This is a genomic window from Vibrio sp. (genome assembly GCF_050299255.1).
GTDB lineage: Bacteria > Pseudomonadota > Gammaproteobacteria > Enterobacterales > Vibrionaceae > Vibrio.
The window spans coordinates 58,640-80,025 of the sequence record NZ_JBNKVP010000006.1 but is presented as its reverse complement, the minus strand read 5'-3'; the positions used below and the strand labels follow the sequence as shown (position 1 = coordinate 80,025).

Genomic DNA, 21,386 nt, shown 5'->3' with positions numbered 1-21,386 from the left:
TTGAACTACTAACGTGAACACAAGGATTTTCAAGGCAGAGAGTGTAGTACTGCCTAGAAAGCAAAAAGACTTGCGCAGTGCGCACAGACATAATGAGGGATAGACCATGACATTAACTCGCCGCCAACAAATCGAAGCTCTGGAAAAAGACTGGGCAACCAACCCACGCTGGAAAAATGTAAAACGCCCATACTCGGCAGAAGAAGTTGTCGCGCTGCGTGGCTCAATGGTGCCAGCCAACACCATTGCGCAACGCGGTGCCGACAAACTTTGGTCACTGGTCAACGGCGATGCCAAAAAAGGCTATGTAAACTGTCTTGGCGCGCTGACGGGAGGTCAGGCAGTGCAGCAGGCCAAAGCCGGTATCGAAGCGATCTATCTGTCCGGTTGGCAGGTTGCAGCGGATAACAATACCGCTGGTACTATGTATCCAGACCAATCCCTCTACCCAGTAGATTCAGTACCATCAGTGGTAAAACGCATCAACAATGCGTTCCGCCGTGCTGACCAGATCCAGTGGTCGAGCGGCAAGACACCAACAGATGAAAATGGCATCGACTACTTCCTGCCCATCGTGGCGGACGCGGAAGCCGGTTTCGGTGGCGTACTGAACGCGTATGAGCTGATGAAGTCGATGATCGAAGCGGGTGCGGCCGGGGTTCACTTTGAAGACCAGCTGGCGTCAGTGAAAAAATGTGGCCATATGGGCGGTAAAGTACTGGTTCCTACCCAGGAAGCGGTGCAGAAGCTGGTTGCGGCTCGCCTGGCAGCCGACGTTGCCGGCACCACGACACTGGTTATTGCCCGTACCGATGCCAACGCGGCGGATCTGCTGACTTCAGATTGTGACCCGTATGATAAAGACTTTATCGAAGGTGAGCGCACGGCAGAAGGCTTCTACCGCGTGCGTGCTGGTATTGACCAGGCGATCTCTCGTGGTCTGGCTTATGCGCCATACGCTGACTTGATCTGGTGTGAAACGGCAACGCCTTGTCTGGAAGAAGCGCGTAAGTTTGCTGAAGCGATACACGCTCAGTACCCGGATCAACTGCTGGCCTACAACTGCTCACCATCGTTTAACTGGGAGAAAAATCTCGACGCAGAGACGATTGCCAAATTCCAGCAAGAGCTGGCCAACATGGGCTACAAGTACCAGTTCATCACCTTAGCGGGGGTTCACAACATGTGGTACAACATGTTCGAACTGGCGCACGCTTATGCACAGGGTGAGGGTATGCGCCATTACGTTGAGATGGTGCAGCGTCCGGAATTTGCAGCGGCAGAAAAAGGCTATACCTTTGTAGCGCACCAGCAGGAAGTAGGTACTGGCTACTTTGACAAGATGACCAACACTATTCAGGGTGGTCAGTCATCTGTCACCGCACTGACAGGTTCCACCGAAGAAGATCAATTCTAAATTGACGAAATCCTAGAGCTATTTTGAGCGACCTGATGGTCGCTCTTTTTCTTGTTAGGCCACAGTCATCCAAAGCTTGGCTGCGGCAGTGACCTGACCGTTGCACAACAATGCCGGATTAATCTTCCGGTTCAACTTCGACCGGGTCTACCTCTTCCTGCAGTTCCAGTAAATTGATCGCAATCGAGACAAAGTCGGTGTCGGTGATAATGCCGACCAGTTCGCCTTTGTGCACCACCGGCAGGCAGCCCACTTTGTGTTTTTGCATATACAGCGCGCTCTGCTTCAAGCCGGCTTTTGGCTCCACGGTCATGATGCTGGTATGCATGATCTCTTTCAGCGGTGTGTGCAGTGTATAGGACTGATCGTTAGAGAGTTTTTGTAAACTGGATTCCTGCGCAGCCAGCAGATCACGCTGGGTGACCAACCCTAGTAGTTTTCGCTCGCTATCAACGATGGGAATATGCCTGATATCCAGCGCGTCCATGGTATTGAGCGCGTCTTCGAGAGTGTGTGAGCGCAGCAGGGTATGGGGATTGCGCGTCATCATATCTTCCACTTTGATCATAGCCGTCTCCTGATTGGTGACTCTATTGTTTAATATAGTGAGTTTTGGATAATTGAAATTTGAGCTAGTTCTTTTTATCTGAAATGATTGCAAAAAATCCGCCGTGAACTGGGTCTGGCAGCGTGTCGTTTTTGATTACAATATTTGCATGGACAGTTCTTGCTATTACTCCCGCTCAGCCTATACTAGTCGGCTGCGAAAAAACCGCGAATATCCGCTCCGCTCACAACCGATACAGATAAGTAAGATGCAAGTTTCCGATTTTCATTTTGATCTCCCAGATGAGTTGATCGCCCGTTATCCGCAACCCGAGCGTAGCGCCAGTCGTCTGCTGCAACTGGATGGCAACAGCGGGGCGCTGGTCGACAGCAATTTCACCGATATCCTCGATCAGGTTCAGGCTGGTGATTTGATGGTCTTTAACAATACCCGGGTGATTCCGGCGCGTATGTTTGGCCGTAAAGCGTCGGGCGGCAAACTGGAAGTGCTGGTGGAGCGCATGCTGGATGACAAACGCATCCTGGCCCACATTCGCTGCTCCAAGTCACCGAAACCGGGCAGCACTATTATGCTGGGTGAAAATGATGAGTATCAGGCCACTATGCTGGCTCGTCACGACGCGTTGTTCGAATTGGAATTTGCCGGTGAGCAAAATGTTTTGACCATACTGGAACAGATCGGTCACATGCCGCTGCCGCCGTACATTGATCGCCCGGATGAAGACGCCGATAAAGAGCGCTACCAGACCGTCTACAACCAGAAGCCAGGGGCGGTAGCCGCACCGACGGCGGGTTTGCACTTTGACCAGGCTCTGCTGGATAAACTGCAAGCCAAAGGGGTGCAGTTTGCCTATGTCACTTTGCACGTAGGTGCCGGGACGTTTCAGCCAGTTAAAGTGGACAACATCTTTGATCACCACATGCATGCTGAATACGTTGAAGTCAGCCAGGAAGTGGTCGACGCCATTGCCCAGACTAAAGCCCGTGGCGGGCGGATTATTGCAGTCGGTACCACCTCCGTTCGCTCGCTGGAAAGTGCGGCGCAGTCGGCGCTGAAAAACGGGACTGAACTGGTGCCTTACTTCGACGACACCGAAATCTTCATCTACCCTGGCTACCAGTATCAGTTGGTAGATTGTCTGGTTACCAATTTCCACTTGCCGGAATCAACCCTGATTATGCTGGTCAGCGCGTTCGCTGGCTATGAGCACACCATGGCGGCGTATCAGCACGCCGTAGCAGAGCGCTATCGTTTCTTCAGTTATGGTGACGCGATGTTTATTACCCGGATGACCCAAGCAGGCGAGGGCGCCTGAGCGCGGTTATCCTGCCGGCACAACTGCCGGCTAATTTATTTTGACCCGGCCGGATAACCGGCTGTGGGTGGCATTTTTAGTCAGACTGTTTCTCTGACCGTTGGAGGCATTGTGAAATTAACATTTGATCTTAAAAAGAAGCAGGGCAACGCACGTCGTGGCCAGTTGAACTTTGAGCGCGGCAGCGTGCAGACACCGGCCTTTATGCCGGTCGGCACTTACGGCACCGTAAAGGGGATGACCCCGGAAGAAGTTAAGGGGACTGGCGCAGAAATTTTGCTCGGTAACACCTTCCACTTGTGGCTGCGTCCTGGCCAGGAAATCATGAAGCTGCACGGCGACCTGCACGACTTTATGAACTGGCAGGGTCCGATTCTGACCGATTCAGGCGGTTTCCAGGTATTCAGCCTTGGCGATATCCGTAAGATCACCGAAGATGGCGTGCATTTCCGCAACCCGGTCAATGGCGACAAAATCTTCATGGATGCGGAAAAATCGATGGAGATCCAGAAAGACCTGGGTTCCGACATCGTGATGATTTTCGACGAATGTACTCCTTACCCGGCTACCCACGACGAAGCGAAAAAGTCGATGGAAATGTCACTGCGCTGGGCGAAGCGTTCTCGCGACCATTTCGATAAGCTGGAAAATCCTAATTCGCTATTTGGTATTGTTCAGGGTAGTGTCTACGAAGACTTACGTGATGTGTCGGTACAAGGTCTGACTGAGATTGGCTTTGATGGCTACGCTGTCGGTGGTCTGGCAGTCGGTGAACCAAAAGAAGATATGCACCGCATTCTGGAACATACCTGCCCGCAACTGCCGGAAGATAAGCCTCGCTACCTGATGGGGGTAGGCAAACCGGAAGACCTGGTGGAAGGTGTCCGCCGTGGTATCGACATGTTTGACTGCGTGATGCCGACTCGAAATGCCCGTAACGGCCACCTGTTTGTGACCGGCGGTGTGATCAAGATCCGTAATGCGAAACATAAAACCGATACCAGTCCGCTGGATCCGCAATGTGACTGTTACACTTGTCAGAACTATTCCAAGTCGTACTTGCATCACCTGGACCGTTGTAACGAAATTCTGGGCGCGCGGTTGAACACCATTCACAACCTGCGTTACTACCAGCGTTTGATGGCCAGTATTCGTCAGGCAATTGACGAAGATCGTTTTGAAGAATTTGTGGCGGAGTTTTATGCACGCCGCGATCGTGAAGTACCGCCTCTTGGCAAATAATGTGTTGTAATGTCACACTTTTTGAGACGCAGTTCGCCTAACTGGCCGGCTGCATCTTGAAAGCCGGGTATTGCAACCCAACTTGTTTAAATGATTGAAAAAATATAGAGGAACGTTTTAATGTTTATTTCTCAAGCTCACGCTGCGGCTGAAGGTGCACCACAAGGTGGCGGTTTCGAAATGTTGATCATGCTGGGTATGTTTGCGGTGATCTTCTACTTTATGATTTACCGTCCGCAATCCAAGCGTGTTAAAGAACACAAGAGCCTGATGTCGTCTATGTCTAAAGGCGATGAAGTTCTGACCAGCGGTGGCCTGGTGGGTAAAATCACCAAGATTGCTGAAGACAACGACTACATTTCTATCGAGCTGAACGCGAACAATGAAGTGGTTATCAAAAAAGACTTCGTTACTGCAGTGCTACCTAAAGGTACGCTGAAATCTCTATAAAATCAGCTAGAGGATCCTCGCTGTGCTGAACCGTTATCCTTTATGGAAGTATCTGATGGTGCTGTTTGCCATCCTGGTTTCTGCCTTGTATGCACTTCCTAATATCTACGGTGAAGATCCGGCAATTCAAGTGACAGGGGCGCGTGGCGCCTCTGTAGATCTGTCAACGCTGGATACTGTCACCAAGGCTCTTGATAAACAGAGTCTGCCTCATAAATCCATTGCTCTCGAAAATGGATCCATCTTAGTTCGCTTTAACGACACTGATACCCAAATTAGTGCCCGTGATGTGATTAGCGAAACCCTGGGTAGCGATAGCATCGTTGCTCTTAACTTAGCTCCTTCAACCCCTGACTGGCTGGAATCGATCGGTGCAGCGCCAATGAAACTGGGCCTGGACCTGCGCGGTGGTGTGCATTTCTTAATGGAAGTGGACATGGATGCGGCGATGGAAAAGCTGGTTGGTCAACAGGAAGAAGCGTTCCGCAGTGAACTGCGTGAAGAGCGTATTCGTTACCGTGCCATTCGTTCGGTTAATAACAATGCGGTTGAAGTACTGCTGCGTGATGCCGAGCAACTGGCAACGGCGAAACGTGCCCTTGGCAGCAAACATCAGGACATGCAGTTTGCTGACTCTGATTCTAACGGCCAGTTCAAGCTGACCGCGACTTTCAGTGAAGAGCGCCTGCAGGAAATCCGCAACTACGCTGTCGAGCAGAACATCACCATTCTTCGCAACCGGGTAAATGAACTGGGTGTGGCCGAACCTCTGGTACAACGCCAGGGGGCAAGCCGTATCGTGGTTGAGCTGCCGGGTGTACAAGATACCGCCCGAGCGAAAGAAATTCTCGGTGCTACGGCAACCCTAGAGTTTCGTGAAGTGGACTCTAAGGCGGATCTGGCCGCTGCGGCAACTGGCCGTGCGCCAGCCGGCAGTGAAATCAAGTTTGACCGCGATGGTCGCCCGGTAGTGCTGAAAAAGCGGGTGATTCTTGGCGGTGCCAGCATCACCGATGCCAGCTCCAGTACCGATGAATACGGTCGTCCTCAGGTCAATATCTCCCTCGACAGCGAAGGCGGTAATAAGATGGCGGCGTTCTCGAAAAAGAACGTCGGCAAGCTGATGGCGACGGTGTTTGCCGAGTACAAAGACAGCGGACGCAAGACGCCGGAAGGCAAAGTGATCCTGTCTAAGCATGAAGAAGTGATCAACCAAGCGACGATTCAGTCTGCGCTGGGACGCAACTTCCGCATTACCGGTATCGACTCGCCAGCCGAAGCACACAACCTGGCGCTGCTGCTGCGTGCTGGTGCCCTGATCGCCCCGATCTCCATTGTTGAAGAACGTACCATTGGCCCATCTATGGGACAACAGAACATCGACAAAGGGGTTCAGGCCTGTATCTGGGGTATGGTGGCGGTAATGCTGTTTACTCTGATCTACTACCGTAAGTTTGGTCTGATCGCCAATATGGCGCTGGCGGCCAACCTGGTACTGATTATCGGTGTGATGTCGATGATTCCGGGTGCGACCATGACCTTACCGGGGATTGCCGGTATTGTTCTGACCGTGGGTATGGCGGTGGATGCCAACGTGCTTATCTTTGAGCGGATACGTGAGGAGCTGCGTGATGGACGCAACCCTCAACAGGCGATCCATCAGGGTTATGCCAACGCATTCAGTACCATCGCCGATGCCAACATCACCACCTTGATCACCGCAATCATTCTGTTTGCTGTGGGAACCGGTGCGGTGAAAGGCTTCGCGGTGACGCTGTCGATCGGTATTCTGACCTCCATGTTTACAGCCATTATCGGCACCCGTTGTGTGGTGAACCTGATGTACGGCGGTAAACGTATTAACAAATTGTCGATCTAAGGCTGGGAATTGTTATGTTTCAAATTCTAAAGGCAACCAAAACGATCGACTTTATGCGTTGGTCAAAAGCGGCATTCGCGTTATCTATCCTCATGATTGCCGCGTCTATTTTAACCCTGTCTGCCAAGGGGCTGAACTGGGGGCTGGACTTTACCGGTGGTACGCTGATCGAAGTGGGTTTCGAACAGCCCGCTAACCTGGAAGAGATCCGCACCGCACTGGAAGCGAAAGGCTTTGGCGATGCCACCGTACAGAACTTTGGTAGCGCCAGAGATGTGATGGTACGCCTGCGTCCTCGTGAGGACGTGGCCAGTGAAACACTGGGTAACCAGATTTTAAGCGCGATTAAAACCGGCACGGGCAAGAACGTAGAGATGCGTCGTATCGAGTTTGTCGGCCCTAATGTGGGTGACGAGCTGACTGAAGCGGGTGGCCTGGCGATTCTGGTGTCGCTGATCTGTATCCTGATTTACGTCTCAATGCGTTTCGAATGGCGTCTGGCTGCGGGTGCGGTTATGGCGCTGGCGCACGACGTCATTATCACGCTGGGTATTTTCTCGGTGATGCAAATCGAAGTGGACCTGACGATCGTCGCGGCGCTACTGACGGTGGTCGGTTACTCGCTCAACGATACCATCGTAGTGTTTGACCGCATCCGGGAAAACTTCCGCAAGATGCGGAAAGGCGACCCCGCAGAGATCATGAACAGCTCCATTACCCAGACATTGAGCCGTACACTGATCACTTCGGGTACGACCTTGTTTGTGGTCATTGCGTTGTTTACTCAAGGCGGGGCGATGATCCACGGTTTTGCGACCGCGCTACTACTGGGTATCACAGTGGGTACTTACTCATCTATCTACGTCGCCTCAGCGCTGTCGTTGAAGCTGGGTATCACCAAAGAGCACCTGATGCCGCCGCAAGTGGAAAAAGAAGGCGCAGAGTTCGACGAACTGCCTTAATCGACTGCGACATCACTGACGCTAAAACCGCTGGGAGATCCCGGCGGTTTTTTTTAGCCGCTGAAAAGCAAGCAGAGCGCTCTGAGGTGTTTCTCTCAGCCGGTTCAGGTTGGCAGAACTGCAACGCTGTGTCGCACCCAGCAACGCAAATTGTTATCATCATGTGAGTAAATACTTACCAATAAAAGATAGGAAATCCGTTATGCCTCATTTACGTTTTCGCGCCGTTGAACCTAAGCAGGTTGAATCTCTGTCTAAAACGCTGCTCGATGAACTCCAGCCAATAATGGATTGCCCGCGGGAAGATTTCACTTTCGAATACATTTACAGTACCTTCTTTCACGAAGGGGAAGTGAGCCAGGCTTATCCGTTTGTTGAAGTGCTCTGGTTCGACCGAGGTCAGCAAACTCAGGACCAGGTTGCGCGGATTATTACCGACCAGGTTCGGCAGGTGCAGGAGCAACAGGTTGATGTGGCAGTGATATTTTCCGCACTCAATAGTCAGGGCTACTATGATAATGGAGAGCACTATTAAGCTCTGACAATAACGCACAGGGAGTGTGGCGATGAAAGGAGTCTGGTTGAGCGGGCTGATGGTCAGCCTGATATGCCCTTTGAGTTGGGCTACCCCGTGGGAACAAATCCGGGTGCCTTCAGCCACACCTGCAGCAGCGATCGGCAGTTACGCCAATGGCTGTCTGGCCGGTGCCGTCGCATTGCCGCTGAAAGGCTCCGGGTATCAGGTGCTGCGCGCTGAACGGGGCCGTTTTTATGCTCACCCCGAGACAGTACAGTTCGTTCAGGAACTGGCCAGCCAGGTGGCACAGAAGCTGGAGACACAACTACTGGTAGGCGATCTATCGCTGCCGCAGGGCGGCCGCTTTTCTACCGGCCATGCGAGTCATCAGACCGGCCTGGATGCCGATATCTGGCTGAGGTTTGCCGACCAGCCGCTTTCACCGTTGCAACTGGCAAAGCCGACTCCACTCAGCCTGGTGGACCTGGCTAACTACCGGTTGAAGCGGGAACAGTGGCAGCCACGCCATTTTCAGTTGCTAAAAATGGCCGCCAGTGATAACCGGGTGGCGAGGATATTTGTCCATCCGGTGATTAAACAGCAACTGTGCGCCAGTGCCAGCAATGATAATCGCAGCTGGCTGCGTAAAATCCGCCCCTGGTGGGGACACCACTCTCACATGCATGTCCGGTTAAATTGTCCGCCTGGCAGCCAGGCATGTAAGCCACAATTACCACCACCACCCGGAGATGGCTGCGGTGCGGAACTGGCCAGTTGGCAACCTAAGCCGGAGAGTTCGCCGCCTGTCGCCAAAACCGTTAACCAAGCCAAAGCTAAGCCGCGCAAAGTGATACCGCAGCGCTGTCAGCTGTTACTGGATATGAACGGTTAACGAACCAGGGGGACTGGGTGAGGTCAAGATGAGAGGAAACAGACGTCCCTGACCGGATGCCAGGGACGCAAGGAAGAGAAGTTACGCCAACCCTTGGATGATCACAAACTTTTCCAGTAGCTGTTCTTCAGATTCGACGTGCTCTGGATCGGTAATGATACAGTTGGTGATCGGGCAAACCGACTGACAGGTCGGTTTATCATAATGGCCTTTACACTCAGTGCATAAATTGGGGTCGATCTGATAGATCTCCGCCCCCATTGAGATGGCGCCATTCGGACATTCCGGGTCGCACATATCGCAGTTAATACACTTATCGGTGATCAGCAGTGCCATAATTATTTGCCCGTTGGATTACGGGTATCCTGCCCTGAATTCAGATTACGCATCAGCAGCGCGTAATTCAGCTCCACATCCTGGGGTACCGGAATAAACACAAAGTGACCGTTACCTTTGGCATCGTCAATGGACTCCGACTTACGGTTTTCCATGGTTTCCAGGTTGAATACCACGTTGCCTTGTGGCGTCATCAGCTCCAGGCTGTCGCCAACGCAGAATTTGTTTTTCACTTCCACTTCGGCCAGATCGCCACGGCGTTTACCGGTAAACTCACCGACAAACTGCTGAGCGTCAGACACCGAGTAGCCGTAATCGTAGTTCTGGTACGCATCGTGGGTGTGGCGACGCAGGAAGCCTTCGGTATAACCGCGGTGGGCCAGGCTTTCCAGCGTGGTCATCAGCGACTCATCAAACGGCTTACCGGCCACGGCATCGTCGATCGCTTTACGGTACACTTGTGCGGTACGGGCACAGTAGTAGAAAGATTTGGTCCGGCCTTCGATCTTCAGTGAATGCACGCCCATCTTGGTCAGGCGTTCCACGTGCTGGATCGCGCGCAGATCTTTCGAGTTCATGATGTAAGTGCCGTGCTCGTCTTCAAACGCAGCCATTTTCTCTTCAGGACGGTGGCTTTCAGACAGCAGCACCACTTCATCGCTCGGTTTACCCAAGCCAATGGTGTTATCCGGACGTTGCTGCTGGACTTCGATCGCCTGGCCTTCTGTTGGGTCAAATTTTTCGACAATCTGACCACTCTCGTCTTCTTTGCCCTGCTCGACTTTGTATTCCCAGCGGCAGGCATTGGTGCAGGTGCCCTGGTTTGGATCGCGTTTGTTGATGTAACCCGACAGCAGACAACGGCCGGAGTAAGCCATGCACAATGCACCGTGAACAAACACTTCCAGCTCGGTTTCCGGACAGTGCTGGCGGATCTCTTCGATCTCTTCCAGAGACAGCTCACGGGAAACGATAACGCGTTCCACGCCTTGCGCAGCCCAGAATTTCACCGTCGCCCAGTTAACCGCGTTTGCTTGCACCGACAGGTGAATCGCCATCTCCGGGAACGCTTCGCGCACCATCATAATGAGGCCTGGATCGGACATGATCAGCGCATCCGGTCCCATGTCGACAACCGGTTTTAAATCACGGATGAAGGTTTTCAGTTTCGAGTTGTGCGGTTGGATATTGCAGACCACATAGAATCGTTTGCCCTGTGCATGGGCTTCATCGATACCGATTTTCAGATTTTCGTGGTTAAACTCGTTGTTACGTACGCGCAGGCTGTAACGGGGCTGGCCGGCGTAAACCGCATCGGCGCCGTAAGCAAATGCGTAACGCATATTCTTCAAACTGCCCGCAGGCGAAAGCAGCTCAGGGACAAAAGTGTTCTCTGTGGTCATGAATAATTCTCTCAGTCTGATCTCAAGTCAGGCCGACACCACCTGATGGTATCGGGGGCGCAGATTTTACGCTAATTTGGCCCAATGGGAAAGTAAAGATGGCTTGGGCGGAGTGAAGACTGTAATGGTGATGGAGTGAGAGCAGAAGCCAAAGCAGCAGACGCAGGCTTTACTGGCCGGGCGTCTGCGCTTAGAGGGGAATTATGCGTTAGGGTGCGGCAGTCCGCCCAGGGCTTCATACAAAGCCGGCAGCAGCGCTGAAAATTCACCGCACATCAGCGAGAAGTCGGCATCAAAGCGGGCGGCCTGGTCTTCACGCGGAATGTCATCATTCTGATCACGCAGCTCATCTGAGAATTTAATTCGTTTCAGGCTGGCATCTTCACACAGCACAAATTCAATCTGCTGTTGCCAGTCGAGTGCCAGCTTAGTCACCAGCTTGTCGGCTTCGATATGGGTACGGATTTCGTCTGCGGTCAAATCCTGTTTTTTGCAGCGAATCACGCCGCCATCTTCCAGAACTGATTTGAGTTCGGCTTCTTCCAGCATGCTAAAGCCGGATGGGGTAGTGCCGCTTTTAACCCACTCGGTCAGGGTCGTTTCAATCGCTTTCTCCGGAATGGCCGGTACTACCGGCAGGCTGCCCATGGTTTTACGCAGCAGCGCCAGCACATCTTCGGCTTTTTTCGAACTGCTGGCATCGACCAGAATAAAACCCTGCTGTGGCAGCACCAGCACATAAGTGTGGCTGCTGCGGCTGAAGGCGCGTGGGAGCAGATCCAGCACGATGTCATCTTTGAGGTTGTCTTTCTCTTTTTTCTTCAGCGGACGACCTTCCTGTGCTTCCATCGCATCGACTTTGGCGGCCAGTGACTCTTTGATCACCGATGCCGGCAACATTTTCTCTTCTTTACGGGCGCACAGTAAGAGCTGACCGTCGGAAACGTGTGTCATCATGTCCCCGTGTTTGCCCATCGCGGTGACCCAACCAAACTTTTGTTTATCCTGACTGCCACAGGGCGTAAAGCGAAATTCGGCCAACTGTTGTTCTAACTTTTCAGCGTTGAATTCAATATCGCGGTTGAAGCGATAAACCAGACAATTTTTAAACCACATACGGAGTCTCTTAAGATAATTTTAGCTGCTCATCATAGGCAATTTTGCCCGGGATGTCCTAGTGCATTTGCAAAATATCGCAATGAAATTCATGCGAAACTTATATTAAAAATTGTTTTCAAGGGTCACAAAAGTGTCATAATTGATGGTAATAATGCCTACTGTTGCAGAGGGCCACAGGCCAGTCAAAAACTCAACTAAGATAAGGTTACTCAATTATGTCTAGAAGGATTCTGGTTGTTGAGGATGAAGCACCCATCCGAGAAATGTTGTGCTTTGTGCTCGAACAGAAGGGGTATCAGGCAGTCGAAGCGGAAGACTACGACAGCGCGGTTACCAAATTAGCGGAACCTTTCCCAGATCTGGTGTTGTTGGATTGGATGTTGCCAGGTGGCAGCGGGATCAACTTTATCAAACACATGAAACGCGAAGAGCTGACCCGCAATATCCCGGTGGTAATGCTAACGGCGCGTGGTGAAGAAGAAGATAAAGTCCGTGGCCTGGAAGTCGGTGCGGATGACTATATTACCAAACCATTTTCACCCAAAGAGCTGGTAGCGCGACTGAAAGCGGTGATCCGCCGCGTTACGCCGACAGCGCTGGAAGATGTGATTGATGTTCAGGGACTGAGACTGGATCCTGTATCTCACCGGGTAACGGCCAATGATGGGCCGCTCGACATGGGGCCGACTGAATTCAAGATGCTGCACTTCTTTATGACCCACCAGGAGCGCGTGTACAGCCGCGAACAACTGTTGAACAATGTTTGGGGCACTAACGTCTACGTTGAAGACCGTACTGTGGATGTTCACATTCGTCGCCTGAGAAAAGCGCTGGAAGCGGCCGGTCATGATAAGTTAATTCAGACAGTACGAGGTGCCGGTTATCGCTTTTCCACCAAAGCGTAACACACCAATATGGAGAGGTAAGTGGTAGAACGGTTGACTTGGAAGAAGCTGGCCTGGGAGCTGGCTTTTTTTTACACCCCCTGGGTGTTGGTAGGATGGATATTCGGGTATTTGCCCTGGTTGCTGCTGGCCGCGACGGTACTGCAGCTGTTGTGGCACCTACATAACCAGCTAAGATTTTCTGCCTGGTTGTGGGATGAAAAGCGGCTGACCCCGCCATCTGGATCCGGCAACTGGGAAAACCTGTTCAACGGTATTTACCGCTTGCAGCAGCGCCAACGTCGCAAACGCAAAGAGCTGACTAATTTGATCCGCCGTTTCCGTAACGGCGCAGAATCTCTGCCCGATGCGGTCGTGGTCTTTCGTAGCGAAGGCAATATTGTTTGGTGTAACAAACTGGCCCAGCATCTGCTCGGTTTTCGCTGGCCGGACGACAGTGGCCAGCCGATCTCTAACCTGATCCGCACACCCGATTTTATCAAATACCTCAGTAAAAATGACTTTTCCCAGCCTCTTGAGATGCGTTCGCCGCTGAATGTCGAACGCTCGCTGGAGCTGCGGATTGTACCTTACACCGAGGGTGAGCACTTGATGGTGGTGCGTGATGTCACCCAGCTTAAGCAGCTCGAAGGGATGCGGCGGAATTTCTTTGCCAACGTTTCTCACGAACTGCGCACACCAATGACGGTTCTGCAGGGCTATCTGGAAATGACCGAAGACCCGGATATCGCCGCCGGGCCGATGTGGAGCAAGGCGCACGGTGTGATGACAGAACAGCTGAGCCGGATGAACAGCCTGGTCAATCAGTTGCTGACGCTGTCCAAAATCGAAGCCGCGCCGATGCATGAACTGGAAGACGTGGTCGATGTACCCGCGATGCTGGATGTGCTGGAAAAAGAAGCTGCCAGTCTCAGTGGTGATCAGGGCCATCAGCTAGAATTTAATGTCGACCGGCAACTAAGGGTTCTGGGTGACGAAGACCAGCTGCGCAGTGCGATCTCGAACCTGGTCTATAATGCGGTCAAATACACCCCGGCCGGCGCGAATATTAAGGTTAACTGGTACGCCACGCCACAAGGGGCCAGCTTGGAAGTGAAAGACAGTGGCGAGGGGATTGAACCTCAGCACCTGCACCGGTTGACCGAACGTTTCTACCGGGTCGATAAAGCGCGCTCGCGGGATACCGGCGGCAGTGGCCTCGGGCTGGCGATCGTTAAACATGCGCTGTCGCACCACGACTCTCATCTGGAAATTCACAGTGAAGTGGGCGTGGGCAGCGAATTCAGTTTTACCCTGCCGCGCCGCTTAGTGGTTAAGGCATGATGATTCGCCGTCAAATATCGCTATCAAGCCAGGTTAAGTGGCATCAGACTACCTGCCGCGAGATAACCTGCCGCATGGTGACTGCCTGGTTGGCGGTTGTAAGCTTAAGCACGCCGCTTAAGGCCGAGCCGCTGGCCGATTATGTCAAATCCACCAGTTTATCCGGCACGCTGTCGACCGTCGGATCTGATACGCTGGCCGGGATCACCACCTTGTGGGTGGAAGAATTTCAGCAGCTTTACCCCAGTGTTCATGGCCAGGTACAGGCTTCGGGCTCGTCAACTGCGCCACCGGCGCTGACGGAAGGAACCGCCCAGTTCGGCCCGATGAGCCGACCGATGCGCAATCGTGAAGTGGAAGCGTTTGAACGTGAGCACGGTTATAAGCCGGTGGCACTGAAAGTGGCCATCGACGCCATCGGCATTTTTGTCCATCGTGATAATCCGATCACCGGCCTCAATTTTGAGCAGCTAGACGCCATCTTTTCTGCCACACTGCGCTGTGGTGCCCGGCAACCGATTGAACGCTGGTCTCAGCTTGGGCTGGAATACCAGTGGGCCAGACACAGTATCCAGCTGTTCGGCCGCAACTCCGTGTCGGGAACTTACGGCTATTTCAAACAAAATGCGCTATGTGGTGGCGACTTCCGCGCCAATGTGAATGAGCAGCCGGGCTCGGCGTCTGTGGTGCAGTCCGTCGCGTCCGCAATCAACACCATTGGCTATTCCGGCGTCGGCTATCAGGTGTCCGGGGTGAAGTTACTGCCGATTGCCAAACGGGGCAGTGATTACGTAGAAGCCAGCCGGGCCAACATTCTTTCGGGCCGCTATCCGCTGTCACGTTATCTGTATCTTTACGTTAACAAGCACCCGGCCAGAGCGTTGCCCCCTCTGCAGGCCGAGTTTATCCGCTTCATTTTTTCCCACCAGGGGCAAACTCTGGTGGCTAAAGAGGGGTATGTGCCGCTGAGCGCTGATTACGCCCAGCGCGAACTGGCTAAGGTCGGCCTGGCGCCATAATCACCGAGTCCATTGACTAAGTTATGAGGGCATAGACTGGATTAAAAGCAGAGTTGCCACTGCGCATTCTGCCAGTATTCCTGTTCACTGAGCAGGTCGGCATGCAGCAACTTGTTGTTTTCCAGCCAGTCGGTATCGCGGCATTGTAACGTCCAGCAATCGCCTTCGATAGCCAGGCTGAGCGCAGGGAGAGGATCTTCATTGCGCTGGCCATTAACTAAAATCGCCAGACGCAGAACTCGGATCAGCCCGATGATATGTTTTTTCTTGAACAGGCTGAAATCATCCATCTCTTTCAGCTTGAGCGCTTTGCGCTGAAAGCGCACCAGCATCGACAGTACCCGTTGTTGTTCGCGGTTGAAGCCGGGCATATTGGTGTGCTGTAGAATATACGCCGAGTGCTTGTGAAAGCCCGCCAGGCTGATACTGAGGCCCACTTCATGCAACAGCGCACTCCATTCCAGCAGGTCAAACAGTTCGCTGCTTGGCTTGATACCAAGCTGGTCATGCACCTGATCGAGAAACAGTCGCGCCTGTTGTTTCACTTTTTCGGCGTGGTCCAGATCCACCAGATGGCGACGCGCCAGGCTTTCGGTGGTGCGCATGCGAATGTCACTGCGCTGCAGCCGATCTTCCATTTCATACAGCAACCCTTCCCGCAGTGCCCCCTCGGAATAATGCATCGACTCGAGTTTCAGGTCTTTGAAGATGGCGCTTAAGATAGCCACCCCGGCGGCAAATACCGGTTTGCGTTCGTCGGTCAGTCCATCCAGCTCAATGTCATCGATAGTCTGCCATTCACACAGTTTTTCAATCAGTTTATCCAGCCGTTTGGCCGTGATCAGCCCATCTTCATGACCGAGACCGATCAACACTTCGCTGATCGCCTTGATGGTTCCAGAGGAACCAAAAGCGATCTCCCAGCCTTTCTTGCGGTAGCGATGGGCGATCGATTCCAGCTTCTGCTCGGCTGCCAGGATGGCTTTATTGAAGTTTTTATTTGAGAGCTTACCGTTAGCAAAAAAACGGTCGGTATAACTGACGCAGCCCATCTGTTTGCTGTTGAGCAGTTCTGGCGAAAATCCTTTGCCGACGATCAGCTCGGTACTGCCGCCACCGATGTCGACCACCAGTTTGGAGTCCGATTCCGGCTGAGTGTGGGCCACGCCGAGGTAGATCAGGCGTGCTTCTTCTTCACCGGAAATGATTTCGATATCAAATGGCAGCACTTGACGGGCGCGTTGAATGAACAGGTGGGCGTTATTGGCCTGACGAAGCGTGTGGGTAGCGGCAATGCGCACATTGCCGTCTTCAAAGCCCTGCAACCGCTCGGCAAACATCGCCAGACACTCCAGCCCGCGGTCCATGGACGCTTTATCCAGATTACGCTGGCTATCCAGCCCGGAAGCGAGATACACCCGCTGTTTATGGCGGCTGACCAGTTGCAGATCGTGGTTGGCCACCTTGGCCACCACCATGTGGAAGCTGTTGGAGCCAAGGTCGATGGCGGCGATATCGCGGGTTTCTATGGATTGAGGCATGGCGGTTCTGGCTGTCTCTGTTTTCGGGTCTGTTTTTCAACCTGCTTTAGATAGTCGTAGATGGCGTACTGCGAGCGGACCTTCTTACGGTTGCCGCGGGCAACGTACTGATTGCTCATCTCTTTGTCTATCCAGCGCGCTTTGACTGTATCGGTAAAGTGTATATCGATAATGTCGATAATGCGTTGTTTTAAGCGCGGATCCCGTATCGGTGTCGCAACTTCAATCCGGTAATCAATATTACGGGTCATCCAGTCGGCCGAGGATATATATACCTGCGGGTCACCGTTATTGTGGGTGACGATCACCCGGGGGTGTTCGAGAAAGCGGTCAACGATGCTGATGATCTGGATATTGTCACTGACCCCCTCAATGCCCGGTACCAGAGAGCACATGCCACGGATGATCATGCGGATTTTTACCCCGGCTACCGATGCGCCATACAACTTGTTGATCAGGCCTTTATCCACCAGATTGTTGGCTTTGACGGTAATCGCCGCGGGCAGTCCCTGTTTGGCGTTAGCGATTTCGCCGTCGATCAGTTTGTACAGCTGACTGCGGGAGTTGCGTGGCGAAACGATCAACTGGTTAAACCGTACCGGACGATAGGGGTTTTCAATGTAGCCGAACACGTTGCGAACTTCGTTGGTCAGCTCCGGGTCGGCGGTTAACAGCGAGAAATCGGTGTAGATCCGGGCGGTCCTTTCGTGAAAGTTACCGGTGCCGATGTGGGCATAACGGACGATATCATCGCCCTCGCGGCGGCTGATCAGCAGCAGCTTGGAGTGGATTTTCAGGCCCGGAGCACCGAAGATGACCTGCACTCCGGCTTCTGTCAGCACCCGTGACCACTCGATATTGGCTTCTTCGTCAAATCGGGCCTGCAGCTCAACCACCACAGTCACGCTTTTACCATTGTGCACCGCATCGATCAGCGAATTCATCAGCCGCGAGTCTTTCGCCACCCGGTAGATATTGATTTTGATGCCAATGACTTTCGGGTCAAATGCCGCCTGGCGCACCAGTTCGGTGATGTGTTCAAAGGTGTGATAGGGGTAATAGAGCAAAATGTCCTGGGCGCGGATGGCATCAAACTTGTTATCGTGCCCTTCAAAATCGGCGCAGGTCATCGGTGGCAGCGGTTTGTTTTCCAGATAGTCGCGACCGACGTTAGGAAAGTTAATAAAATCTTTAAAATTATGGTAGCGACCTCCCGGGATCAGGCTGTCATAGCTGGAAACTTTCAGCTTTTCACACAGGAAAAACAGCATCGACTCCGGCATTTCACGCTCGTAAACAAACCGCACCGGCATCGCTGACAGCCGTTGGCTCAACCCTTCGGACATCTGTTCCAGCAGGCTATGTTCCACCTCGTGGCTGAGATCGTATTCGGCGTCGCGGGTCATTTTCATCGCATAGCCGTTGAGCTGGTCATACTCGAAGAAACCGCGGAACAGGTCATCCAGACAGTAACGGATAATGTTGTCGAGCAGAATGATGGTTTTGCGCCGTTTGCCTTTCTGTTCCGGTACCATCACAAAGCGTGGCAGATGGTCGGTGGGAATTTCAATCAGGGCGTATTGCGACTGCTGCCGGTTTTGCAGGTCGACCGCAATATAGGCATACTCATCTTTGAGGAATTGCAGTACGTCAATGTCATCATTGATCAGCAGCGGGGTAATATGCGGCAGCACCTCTTTTTTAAAAAACTTTCTGATCCACTTTTGCTGGGTTTCATCCAGCTGGGTTTCATTGACCAGAAAGATTCTGCGTCGGGCCATTTCGCGAATTAACTCGGCATACAGTTCGTCAAAGCGGTCATTCAGCCTCAGTGCCTTGGCCTGCATTTTAGACAGCAGGTGCTTGGAGCTGCTGCTACCGCCGCGCTCCTGATTGATCAGAATACGGCGCTTAACATCAGCAAAACGGACTTTGTAGAATTCGTCTAAGTTATTGGAAAATATCCCCAGAAATCGGATTCGCTCGATCAGGGGGACTGATTTGTCAGCTGCTTCTTGTAATACGCGCTCGTTGAACGACAGCCAGCTCAACTCTTTTTCTATGTATAGTTTTTCTGCGCTCATAGCCTAACCTTAGTGCCTCTTCGATTTTGTTGCCGAAGGAGGCAATATTCAACAGAGTTAGCAAATTAAGACTTTTATATGACAGATTTATTTCATATGTGCTTCCAAAGTATAGTTGTATTGATTTCAGTTGTTTAATGCGACGTGTAATATAATTGTCACCTGTTCGACATAAAATGAATTCCTTAAGATAAGTAGAGAGACAAATGGCTGACGCCGATTTTTCACTTCGGGCAAAAGATAGAAAGCGATCCGCAACGGATCGCCTGGTACGCCTGGCGGTTTCGCTGGGCGGCGTCAGTGTGCTTGCCGCTCTGATTCTGATCTTTGTTTACCTGGCGTTGATGGTGCTGCCGCTGTTCTCCGACGCCAGTTATCAGCCCGACTACGCCCGTCAGTCGGTGAATACTCAAGCCCCACTGGCGGTTGGGGTAGGCGATTACGGTGAGTACGCCTATCTGCTGTCTGCCGACGGCCAGTTGGATTTTTGGCAGTTCAACTCTGAACGCCGCTCAGCGATTAAAACTTTTCCCCTGTTTCCTCAGGCCAGCCTGTATGCCCATGGCAGCGGCGGCAGCCAGTGGCTGGCGCTGGCAGACTCTCAGGGACAGGTTAAGCTGTTTAAACCCGATTTTACCCAGATAGTGTCGGCGAAAGGGCGACAGTTCAGCGCCAAAGTGGACCAGTACACCGGGCGTGAAGCGCTTGATTTGGCTTTTCCTGACGTTCAGTTGCAGCAACTGGCGATTGCCGTGCAAGGCCAGCAAGCGACACTGGCAGGCTACTACGATGACCAGCGGCTCAGGCTGCGCTGGCTGGATAACGGTAAACTAAAGCAATTTGAGTTCGCGCTTCCTTTTGCTTCGCTGGATCAATTCCTGCTTTCGCCTGATGGCCGCTTGTTATATCTGTTGCAGCAGTCGGAGCTGATTGTCGCCGTCAAGCAGGAGAACCGCTTTGTGGTGCGGGAACTGGTTGACCTCAGCCAGGGCAATACCCGCCACCAGGTTGAGCAACTGGCACTGCTGGCTGGTGCTCAGTCGTTGTTGGTCAGTCACGCAGATGGCACCGTCAGCCAGTGGTTTGATGTATTGCGTGATGGGGACCGCCACTTAACGTATATCCGCCAGTTCGAACTCGCCTCGCAGTTGCAGTTTCTGCTGCCGGACACGAACCGCAAAGGCTTCTACAGTTTTTACCGCAACGGTACGGTGCAGAATCATCATACCACCAGTGAAAAGCTGGTGCTGTTTGAACGGGCTTATGATAGCGCGCCACAACTGGCGGCCATGTCCGACAACGAGCGCTTTGTGGTCACCTACCGGGATGGCCAGCTGGATATCGCCGAGGTAGACAACCAGTATCCGGAGATCTCCTGGTCGGCTCTGTGGCAGAAAGTGTGGTACGAGAGCTACCCGGAGCCGGACTACGTCTGGCAGACCACCTCCGCCAGTGATGATTTCGAAGCCAAATTCAGCCTGGTCCCGATCACATTTGGCACCCTGAAAGCGGCGTTGTACGCCATGTTGTTTGCCGTGCCGATTGCCGTATTGGGCGCGGTGTATACCGCCTATTTTATGTCGCCGAGGATGCGCCGGGTGGTGAAGCCGTCGGTTGAGCTGATGGAAGCACTGCCGACGGTGATCATCGGTTTTCTGGCTGGCCTCTGGTTTGCCCCGATCGTCGAGAGTCATCTGGCCGCCATCGTGTGCTTGTTATTGTTGTTGCCTGTTGCCACGATTTTAGTTGGCGCGCTGTGGCACGTAGTGAGTCAACGCTGGCTGGGTAAACTCCCTCATGGCTGGCATGCGCTGTTAGTCATGCCGGGCATCGTTTTGCTCTGTTGGCTGATCATGGCCAACAGCGGCAGCCTGGAAGCCTGGCTGTTTGGTGGTGATGTGCGGCTGTTTTTGACTGAGCGCGGCATCAATTACGATCAGCGTAATGCGCTGGTGGTGGGGTTTGCAATGGGCTTTGCGGTGATCCCGACCATTTTTACTATTGCCGAAGATGCCATTTTCTCGGTGCCGAAACACTTGTCTGATGGTTCGCTGGCGCTGGGGGCGACGCCGTGGCAGACTTTGACGCACGTGGTACTGCTCACCGCCAGTCCCGGTATTTTCTCCGCCATTATGATGGGGCTCGGCCGGGCGGTGGGCGAAACCATGATCGTGCTGATGGCCACCGGTAACACGCCGATCATGGACTGGAATATTCTGGAAGGGATGCGCACTCTGTCGGCGACCATTGCGGTCGAAATGCCGGAATCTGAAGTTGGCAGTTCACACTACCGAATACTGTTTCTGGCGGCGTTAATCCTGCTGGTGTTCACCTTTGCGGTGAACTCACTGGCGGAATGGGTCAGACAAAAACTGCGGGAGCGCTATCGTGCCTTGTAATCACCAGTCAGAGGA

General features: G+C 52.9%; 18 protein-coding genes. 12 read left to right on the top strand and 6 right to left on the bottom strand.

Going from position 1 to position 21,386, the window contains the following annotated elements; genetic code table 11:
- The first annotated feature begins 106 nt into the window (after positions 1 to 106).
- On the top strand, positions 107 to 1,417 hold the full coding sequence (gene aceA, locus ACQY6F_RS03845) for an isocitrate lyase (protein ID WP_428772317.1): 1,311 nt from the start codon (positions 107 to 109) through the stop codon (positions 1,415 to 1,417).
- Between the two features lie 118 nt (positions 1,418 to 1,535).
- On the opposite strand, the gene ACQY6F_RS03840 is transcribed toward aceA, so the two are convergent.
- Positions 1,536 to 1,985, bottom strand: a complete 450-nt coding sequence (locus tag ACQY6F_RS03840; RefSeq protein WP_428772316.1) for a CBS domain-containing protein — start codon at positions 1,983 to 1,985, stop codon at positions 1,536 to 1,538.
- Positions 1,986 to 2,232: 247 nt separating this feature from the next.
- Here ACQY6F_RS03840 and queA point away from each other — a divergent pair, with 247 nt between their 5' ends.
- The 7 genes from queA to mepA all read left to right on the top strand — a co-directional run bounded on the left by queA (position 2,233) and on the right by mepA (position 9,242).
- On the top strand, positions 2,233 to 3,300 hold the full coding sequence (gene queA, locus ACQY6F_RS03835) for a tRNA preQ1(34) S-adenosylmethionine ribosyltransferase-isomerase QueA (RefSeq protein WP_428772315.1): 1,068 nt from the start codon (positions 2,233 to 2,235) through the stop codon (positions 3,298 to 3,300).
- A 111-nt stretch (positions 3,301 to 3,411) separates the two neighbouring features.
- The gene (tgt, locus tag ACQY6F_RS03830; protein ID WP_428772313.1) at positions 3,412 to 4,542 is read left to right on the top strand and encodes a tRNA guanosine(34) transglycosylase Tgt; all 1,131 of its coding nucleotides are present in this window, start codon (positions 3,412 to 3,414) and stop codon (positions 4,540 to 4,542) included.
- A gap of 120 nt (positions 4,543 to 4,662) precedes the next feature.
- Positions 4,663 to 4,992 carry a preprotein translocase subunit YajC gene (yajC, locus tag ACQY6F_RS03825; RefSeq protein ID WP_428772311.1) on the top strand — a complete coding sequence of 110 codons (330 nt, stop codon included), beginning with the start codon at positions 4,663 to 4,665 and terminating at the stop codon, positions 4,990 to 4,992.
- Between the two features lie 22 nt (positions 4,993 to 5,014).
- Complete coding sequence (gene secD, locus ACQY6F_RS03820) at positions 5,015 to 6,871, top strand: protein translocase subunit SecD (RefSeq protein WP_428772309.1); 1,857 nt, start codon at positions 5,015 to 5,017, stop codon at positions 6,869 to 6,871.
- 14 nt (positions 6,872 to 6,885) lie between these two features.
- Entirely contained in the window at positions 6,886 to 7,833 is a 948-nt protein-coding gene (gene secF, locus ACQY6F_RS03815; protein ID WP_428772307.1) for a protein translocase subunit SecF, read from the top strand.
- A 202-nt stretch (positions 7,834 to 8,035) separates the two neighbouring features.
- Positions 8,036 to 8,368, top strand: coding sequence for a DUF1904 domain-containing protein (locus ACQY6F_RS03810; protein WP_428772306.1), 333 nt, complete (start codon positions 8,036 to 8,038; stop codon positions 8,366 to 8,368).
- 31 nt (positions 8,369 to 8,399) lie between these two features.
- Positions 8,400 to 9,242 carry a penicillin-insensitive murein endopeptidase gene (mepA, locus tag ACQY6F_RS03805; RefSeq protein ID WP_428772304.1) on the top strand — a complete coding sequence of 281 codons (843 nt, stop codon included), beginning with the start codon at positions 8,400 to 8,402 and terminating at the stop codon, positions 9,240 to 9,242.
- Between the two features lie 81 nt (positions 9,243 to 9,323).
- On the opposite strand, the gene ACQY6F_RS03800 is transcribed toward mepA, so the two are convergent.
- The 3 genes from ACQY6F_RS03800 to rdgC form a co-directional block, all read right to left on the bottom strand.
- Positions 9,324 to 9,578, bottom strand: coding sequence for a YfhL family 4Fe-4S dicluster ferredoxin (locus tag ACQY6F_RS03800; protein ID WP_428772302.1), 255 nt, complete (start codon positions 9,576 to 9,578; stop codon positions 9,324 to 9,326).
- Between the two features lie 2 nt (positions 9,579 to 9,580).
- Positions 9,581 to 10,981, bottom strand: coding sequence for a tRNA 5-hydroxyuridine modification protein YegQ (gene yegQ / locus ACQY6F_RS03795; protein ID WP_428772301.1), 1,401 nt, complete (start codon positions 10,979 to 10,981; stop codon positions 9,581 to 9,583).
- Between the two features lie 201 nt (positions 10,982 to 11,182).
- A complete protein-coding gene (rdgC, locus tag ACQY6F_RS03790) occupies positions 11,183 to 12,097 on the bottom strand; it encodes a recombination-associated protein RdgC (RefSeq protein WP_428772299.1) in 915 nt (304 codons plus the stop codon).
- Positions 12,098 to 12,315: 218 nt separating this feature from the next.
- Here rdgC and phoB point away from each other — a divergent pair, with 218 nt between their 5' ends.
- The 3 genes from phoB (at position 12,316) to ACQY6F_RS03775 (ending at position 15,347) form a co-directional block, all read left to right on the top strand.
- The gene (gene phoB / locus ACQY6F_RS03785) at positions 12,316 to 13,005 is read left to right on the top strand and encodes a phosphate regulon transcriptional regulator PhoB (RefSeq protein WP_428772297.1); all 690 of its coding nucleotides are present in this window, start codon (positions 12,316 to 12,318) and stop codon (positions 13,003 to 13,005) included.
- Positions 13,006 to 13,026: 21 nt separating this feature from the next.
- Positions 13,027 to 14,328 carry a phosphate regulon sensor histidine kinase PhoR gene (gene phoR, locus ACQY6F_RS03780; protein ID WP_428772296.1) on the top strand — a complete coding sequence of 434 codons (1,302 nt, stop codon included), beginning with the start codon at positions 13,027 to 13,029 and terminating at the stop codon, positions 14,326 to 14,328.
- A 74-nt stretch (positions 14,329 to 14,402) separates the two neighbouring features.
- Positions 14,403 to 15,347: a PstS family phosphate ABC transporter substrate-binding protein gene (locus ACQY6F_RS03775; protein ID WP_428772327.1), complete on the top strand. Its 945-nt coding sequence runs from the start codon at positions 14,403 to 14,405 to the stop codon at positions 15,345 to 15,347.
- Between the two features lie 41 nt (positions 15,348 to 15,388).
- Here the strand turns inward: ACQY6F_RS03775 and ppx are convergent, their stop codons facing one another.
- Together ppx and ppk1 are read right to left on the bottom strand one after the other, a co-directional pair.
- The gene (ppx, locus tag ACQY6F_RS03770; protein WP_428772295.1) at positions 15,389 to 16,888 is read right to left on the bottom strand and encodes an exopolyphosphatase; all 1,500 of its coding nucleotides are present in this window, start codon (positions 16,886 to 16,888) and stop codon (positions 15,389 to 15,391) included.
- Positions 16,873 to 18,972: a polyphosphate kinase 1 gene (gene ppk1, locus ACQY6F_RS03765; protein WP_428772293.1), complete on the bottom strand. Its 2,100-nt coding sequence runs from the start codon at positions 18,970 to 18,972 to the stop codon at positions 16,873 to 16,875. Before ppk1 ends, ppx begins: the two co-directional genes overlap by 16 nt.
- Positions 18,973 to 19,178: 206 nt before the next feature.
- On the opposite strand from ppk1, the gene ACQY6F_RS03760 reads away from it, so the two are divergent.
- Complete coding sequence (locus tag ACQY6F_RS03760) at positions 19,179 to 21,371, top strand: ABC transporter permease subunit (protein WP_428772291.1); 2,193 nt, start codon at positions 19,179 to 19,181, stop codon at positions 21,369 to 21,371.
- The last annotated feature ends 15 nt before the right edge of the window (positions 21,372 to 21,386 follow it).